This is a genomic window from Mycobacterium sp. TH-M25 (assembly GCF_057473665.1).
In genome coordinates this window covers 1-5,845 of the sequence record NZ_JBYCLA010000254.1, presented here as the reverse complement: position 1 = coordinate 5,845, position 5,845 = coordinate 1, and the positions used below count along the sequence as shown (strand labels likewise).

Sequence of the window (5,845 nt, the reverse complement as noted above, 5' to 3'; positions counted from 1 at the left end):
GAGGCGGGCCATCTGACGAGGCGGGCATTGAGCGGACAGCAGCGGTGCCGGACGACGGGAGTACCGCTGTGCAGATGACTCGTTGGCCGCTCGCTGCCGGGTCCGTGACAGCAGTACTGGCCGGACTCATCACCTCACCGCATACGCCGACGGCTCAGTGGTGCGCGGCGGTGGAGCGAGCATCGTGGTTGCCGGAACCTACTGCACACTGACGACAATCGGCCATGGCAACGCCGGTGATATGGTCGGATTCACCGCCGCGAGTTGCGGCGGACCCGGCTCCCAGGTTGTGGCCGAAGGCGGCGAGAACCATGGAACTGTAGGGACCGTGACCGCCGCCGCCGACGACTTGGACTATGCGGTGATCAAGTTCGACCCGGCCAAGGTGGGTCCGACCGCCAACTTCGCCGGTTTCGCGATCAACGGCATCGGTCAGACCCGAGCAACTTTGGACAGCCGGTCTGCACACAAGGCGGCGCTACTGGTTTCAACTGCGGTGCCTTCAGGTTTGGAGGCCCAAGACCAGGGTTCGTCGCGGCGGTCATGCCGGCGTGGCAACCAGGCGACGACGGGGCACCGGTCACCGTTGACAGTCAGCTGGTCGGCATGACCCGCAAGGGCTACACCAATTATCTCGACCCGATTCCGATTAATGGAATGAGGTCAAATATCGGCTTCACCTTGTTCAGCGCGATCCTGAACGACACGAACGCCAGGGGCGGTCCAGGCGTGGGGTTTTCACCGATCCCGGCTTGACCCGCTACTCGCCGACGGTCTGCGACGGCCACTAGCGGGGGGCATCAGCCGGACTAGAACGTGTTACAGTTTTGTATGCGTACTCCGCTTTCACAAAGTCTGAATATCGAGTTTCCGATCTTCGCCTTCACGCACTGCCGTGATGTCGTCGTCGCGGTGAGTAAGGCCGGCGGATTCGGCGTCCTGGGGGCGGTCGGCTTCACTCCCGAGCAGCTCGAGATCGAGCTGACGTGGATCGACGAGAACATCGGCGATCATCCGTACGGCGTCGACATCGTCATCCCGAACAAGTACGAGGGCATGGACTCACACCTGTCGGCAGAAGACCTGGCTGAGTCGCTGCGCAAGATGGTGCCGCAGGATCACCTCGACTTCGGCAAGAAGATCCTCGCCGACCACGGCGTGCCGGTCGAGGACAGCGACGGCGACACCCTGCAGTTACTGGGCTGGACCGAGGCGACGGCCACGCCACAGGTCGAAGTGGCGCTTAAGCACTCGAAGGTGAAAATGATCGCCAACGCGCTCGGCACCCCGCCGCCGGAGATGATCAAACACATCCATGACGCCGGGCTGAAGGTGGCGGCGTTGTGCGGCTCTCCCTCGCAGGCCCGCAAGCACGCCGATGCCGGCGTCGACATCATCATCGCCCAGGGCGGCGAGGCCGGTGGGCACTGCGGCGAAGTGGGTTCGATTGTGTTGTGGCCGCAGGTCGTCAAGGAAGTCGCCCCGGTCCCGGTTCTCGGTGCGGGTGGTATCGGCAGCGGTCAGCAGATCGCCGCGGCCCTGGCACTGGGCTGCCAGGGTGCGTGGACGGGCTCGCAATGGCTGATGGTCGAGGAATCCTCGAATACCCCGGTGCAGCAGGCCGCGTACATCAAAGCCGGTAGTCGCGACACCGTCCGCAGCCGGTCATTCACCGGTAAGCCGGCCCGGATGCTGCGCAACGACTGGACCGAAGCCTGGGAGGCGCCGGACAACCCGAAGCCGCTCGGAATGCCCTTGCAGTACATGGTGTCCGGCATGGCGGTGCGAGCCACCAACCGCTACCCGAACGAATCCGTCGACGTTGCGTTCAACCCGGTCGGCCAGGTCGTCGGGCAGTTCGCCAAGGTCGAGAAGACCTCGACCGTCATCGAACGCTGGGTTCAGGAGTATCTGGAAGCGACCAACCGGCTCGACGAGTTGAACGAAGCCGCCGCGGTCTAGTCACTCGTCGTCGGCAGCGCTGGTGAAGACCTCTTTGGTCCGCTCGACCGCGTACGTGGCGATGTCCAGCGAATTGTGGATGATATCGCCTGTGCCCCCGGCGATATCGCCCTTGATGATGTGGCTGGCGTTCTCGACGATGTCCGACGACCGCTCGACGGCGTTCGTCACGATGTCGCGGGCGGCGTCGATGGCGTCTTTCGGCTTGAAGGCCATGGCTGTCTCCTGAGTTTTAGGGGAAGTGGGTGATGCTGGTGTCGGACGGGAATCCGCCGCCCTGACCGTTCGGGGCCCCGCCGCCGGTCAGCTGACCGATCTGCCAACCGTGTTCGGTGCAGAGCATGGGCTGCCCGTCGGGCGACTGGGCCGATGACCCGCGCGGGTTGTCGCACTTGGCGCCGACTTGCTGAACTCCGTAGAGCGGATAGGTGATGACCCAGTACCCCGTCTGCGCTGCCGGGAACTGGTTGATGATGAAATGGCAGGCTTCGGCCTGACCACCGGGGCCCCGCCCGAAGATGAATCGTTCGTAGTTGTCGCACGGTGCACCGAGTGACGCGTCGTAGTTCATCCCGGGTACGTCGCCGTCGTAGTGCCCGGCATCGGCAAGGGCGACCGGCGCCAGGCCGACAGCAGCACCGGTGACCACCCCGGCGACGAACATTTCGCGAATCATGATCCACCTTCGGTAGTGCGTCACTGGGCCATTTCTCCTGTGACCTGCAGGCAAGCATAGTCAGTACCGCCGCCGCCACAAGGCCGTTTCGCGCAGCGATCGACAGGCCGGTATGTGCAGATCAGGACGCCGGCCGCGGTCGTCGCCGAAACGAGGTGGAGTGGGCGGGCGCTTGCACCACGTCGTCGGGGCTGATGCAGTCGCTGACAACCATGCACATCAGTGTGGCCTCCATGTCGGTGGCTTCTCCTGGCATGAGGCCAGACCGGCAGTGACGTCGAAATCAGCTGAAGGGCTGGCGAGAACACGTTCCAATCTGGTGTCGGGCAATCCTTGCAGAGCCGTTCCATCTCGGCCGTCGCGGTGCTTTACTGAGCCAGAACGCGTCATGTCCAAGTCGTTTTTCCGAAGCCGTTTTCCTAGGAGTGCCACTGATGCCGACTCCGAATCTTCCTGCCGGATTCGATTTCACTGATCCCGACGTCCACGCCAAACGCCTACCGGTGGAAGAACTCGCCGAACTGCGGCGGACGGCACCGATCTGGTGGAACGAGCAGCCGCTGGGCGCGGGCGGATTCGACGACGGTGGTTTCTGGGTGGTGTCCAAACACAAGGACGTCAAGGAGATTTCGCGACGCAGCGATGTGTTCTCCAGCCTGCAGAAGACCGCGCTGCCCCGCTACAAAGACGGTACGGTCGGCGAGCAGGTCGAGCGGGGCAAGTTCGTCCTGCTGAACATGGATGCACCACAGCACACGCATCTGCGCAAGATCATCTCGCGTGGCTTCACACCGCGCGCCGTGGAGCGTCTTCGCGACGACCTCCGGGAGCGGGCCCGACAGATCGTGGAAACCGCGGCGGCGCACGGATCCGGCGACTTCGTCGAGCAGGTGTCGTGCGAGCTCCCGCTGCAGGCCATCGCCGGACTGTTGGGTGTGCCGCAGGAGGACCGGATGAAGTTGTTCCACTGGTCCAATCAGATGGTGGGTGACCAGGATCCGGAGTTCGCCGGCAACGACGCCATCGACGCCTCGATCCAATTGATCATGTACGCCATGCAGATGGCCGCCGACCGGACTGCCAACCCCGGCGAGGACATCGTGACCACGCTGGTCAAGGCCGACGTCGACGGCCACAAACTCTCCGACGACGAATTCGGGTTTTTTGTCATCCTGCTCTCGGTCGCCGGCAACGAGACGACCCGCAACTCGATCACCCAGGGCATGATGGCCTTCACCGACTTCCCCGACCAGTGGGAGCTCTACAAGAAGGAGCGTCCCGCCACTACCGCCGATGAGATCGTGCGGTGGGCCACCCCGGTGACGTCGTTCCAGCGGACCGCGCTGCAGGACTATGAGTTGTCCGGAGTGCAGATCAAGAAGGGTCAGCGCGTCCTCATGGTCTACCGGTCAGCCAATTTCGATGAAGAGGTCTTCGAGGACCCGTTCGCCTTCAACATCCTGCGCGACCCTAACCCGCACGTCGGCTTCGGCGGCACCGGCGCGCACTACTGTATCGGGGCCAACCTGGCGCGGATGACGATCGACCTGATGTTCAACGCGATCGCCGACGTCATGCCCAACCTGGAGTCGACCGGAACTCCCGAACGACTGCGCTCGGGGTGGCTGAACGGCATCAAGCACTGGCAGGTCGATTACCACAGCGATGCCTCGGCCAAATGCCCTGTCGCGCAGTAGGCTACGGCTATGTCGTCACATAAAGCGGTCCAGGTCAAGTCCGCGGGCGCACCGCTGGAGCTCGTCGACGTCGAGACCAGGCCACCGGCGCGCGGAGAAGTGCGGATCAGCGTCAAGGCCTGCGGCATCTGCGGCACCGACGCCCATTTTGTCGCCGGTGACGCCCCAGGCCTGTCGTGGCCACTGACCCTGGGGCACGAGATAGCGGGCACGATCGCCGAAACCGGGCCGGGTGTCGGAGAATTCGCGGTCGGTGATCGCGTTTCCGTTGGCTGGTTCGGCGGCAACTGCAACCACTGCGCGCAGTGCCGCAAGGGGCAGTTCATCCACTGTGTGAACGGCAAGGTCCCGAGTTGGCACTACCCGGGTGGCTACGCGGAGTCGGCAACCGTTCCGGCCACCGCGCTGGCGCGGATCCCCGCGGAGCTTTCCGACGTCGAGGCCGCGCCGATGGGCTGCGCGGGAGTGACGACCTACAACGCGCTACGACACACCAGGGCGCTGCCCGGCGACCGGGTGGCGATCCTCGGTGTCGGTGGGCTCGGTCACCTGGGAATTCAGTTCGCCCGCGCAATGGGTTTTCAGACCATCGCGATCAACCGCGGGACCGCCAAGAAAGCGGACGCGCTCAAGCTGGGCGCGCACCACTACATCGACGCGACCGACGGCGACGTCTCCGATGCCTTGAACGACCTCGGCGGGGTTGCTGTCGTGTTGGGTACCGCAGGGGCGTCCCAGGCGATGGCCGCGACCGTCGGCGGGTTACTGCCTAGAGGCGAGCTCCTCGCCATCGGCGCTGCCTCCGAGTCGCTGCCGATCAGCCCAATGCAGCTGATCTCCCCGGGTCTGAGCATCGTCGGCCACCCCTCCGGCACGGCCAGCGAAATCGAAGACACGATGCAGTTCGCGGTGCAGACCGGCGTGCGCGCGTGGATCGATGAGCTGCCGCTGGCGCAGGCCGCCGACGGCTATGCCGCGCTGAAAGAGGGCCGGGCTCGCTACCGGACCGTCCTGACGGTGTGATGCACGACGACGTTGCCGACTGGAGCTTCGACGGCTCCGACGGTGACGTGCTGATCCGTACCGGTGTCGCTGGTCCGGCGGCGGCGATGGGACATCGGCTGACCCTCGCGATGCGGGGCTGGCGGGCGACGACGAGATGGGATGCCGACGAACCGGTGTCCGCGGAGTTGACCGTCGAGGTCGGGTCGCTGGAAGTCGTCCGCGGCGAAGGCGCCGTCACGCCACTGTCCGGCCCGGAGAAGATCCTGGTGCGCCGTAACGCGTTGCGATCACTAGACGTCAAACGGCATCCGCGAATCACATTCGTCGCCAAGGCGATTGAGAAAAGCGGCGACGGCTACCGGTTGATCGGGACATTGACCATCCACGACGTCTCCCGACCGCAGATCGTCGATCTGCGCACCGAAGATCTAGGCGGGCACTGGCTGCTTTCCAGCGAAACCACGGTCCGGCAATCGGATTTCGGCGTCAAACCGTACTCACAACT

8 protein-coding genes are annotated in these 5,845 nt (G+C 64.5%); 6 read left to right on the top strand and 2 right to left on the bottom strand.

Features of this window, described 5'->3' with window-relative positions:
- Positions 1-82: 82 nt before the first annotated feature.
- The 3 genes from AC2VOU_RS08520 (at position 83) to AC2VOU_RS08510 (ending at position 1,962) form a co-directional block, all read left to right on the top strand.
- Positions 83-610 carry a hypothetical protein gene (locus tag AC2VOU_RS08520; protein ID WP_486956981.1) on the top strand — a complete coding sequence of 176 codons (528 nt, stop codon included), beginning with the start codon at positions 83-85 and terminating at the stop codon, positions 608-610.
- Positions 607-756 carry a hypothetical protein gene (locus tag AC2VOU_RS08515; protein WP_486956980.1) on the top strand — a complete coding sequence of 50 codons (150 nt, stop codon included), beginning with the start codon at positions 607-609 and terminating at the stop codon, positions 754-756. The genes AC2VOU_RS08520 and AC2VOU_RS08515 overlap by 4 nt, the downstream gene beginning before the upstream one ends.
- 75 nt (positions 757-831) lie before the next feature.
- The gene (locus AC2VOU_RS08510; protein WP_486956979.1) at positions 832-1,962 is read left to right on the top strand and encodes a nitronate monooxygenase; all 1,131 of its coding nucleotides are present in this window, start codon (positions 832-834) and stop codon (positions 1,960-1,962) included.
- On the opposite strand, the gene AC2VOU_RS08505 is transcribed toward AC2VOU_RS08510, so the two are convergent.
- The gene (locus AC2VOU_RS08505) at positions 1,963-2,178 is read right to left on the bottom strand and encodes an Rv1893 family protein (RefSeq protein WP_486956978.1); all 216 of its coding nucleotides are present in this window, start codon (positions 2,176-2,178) and stop codon (positions 1,963-1,965) included.
- Positions 2,179-2,194: 16 nt separating this feature from the next.
- Positions 2,195-2,638, bottom strand: a complete 444-nt coding sequence (locus AC2VOU_RS08500) for a hypothetical protein (protein ID WP_486956977.1) — start codon at positions 2,636-2,638, stop codon at positions 2,195-2,197.
- A 434-nt stretch (positions 2,639-3,072) separates the two neighbouring features.
- On the opposite strand from AC2VOU_RS08500, the gene AC2VOU_RS08495 reads away from it, so the two are divergent.
- The 3 genes from AC2VOU_RS08495 to AC2VOU_RS08485 all read left to right on the top strand — a co-directional run.
- Positions 3,073-4,335 carry a cytochrome P450 gene (locus AC2VOU_RS08495; RefSeq protein ID WP_486956976.1) on the top strand — a complete coding sequence of 421 codons (1,263 nt, stop codon included), beginning with the start codon at positions 3,073-3,075 and terminating at the stop codon, positions 4,333-4,335.
- Between the two features lie 9 nt (positions 4,336-4,344).
- Positions 4,345-5,358: an alcohol dehydrogenase catalytic domain-containing protein gene (locus tag AC2VOU_RS08490; RefSeq protein ID WP_486956975.1), complete on the top strand. Its 1,014-nt coding sequence runs from the start codon at positions 4,345-4,347 to the stop codon at positions 5,356-5,358.
- A partial coding sequence (locus AC2VOU_RS08485; protein WP_486956974.1) for a YceI family protein occupies positions 5,358-5,845 on the top strand: 488 nt, incomplete at its 3' end. The genes AC2VOU_RS08490 and AC2VOU_RS08485, both read left to right, overlap by 1 nt.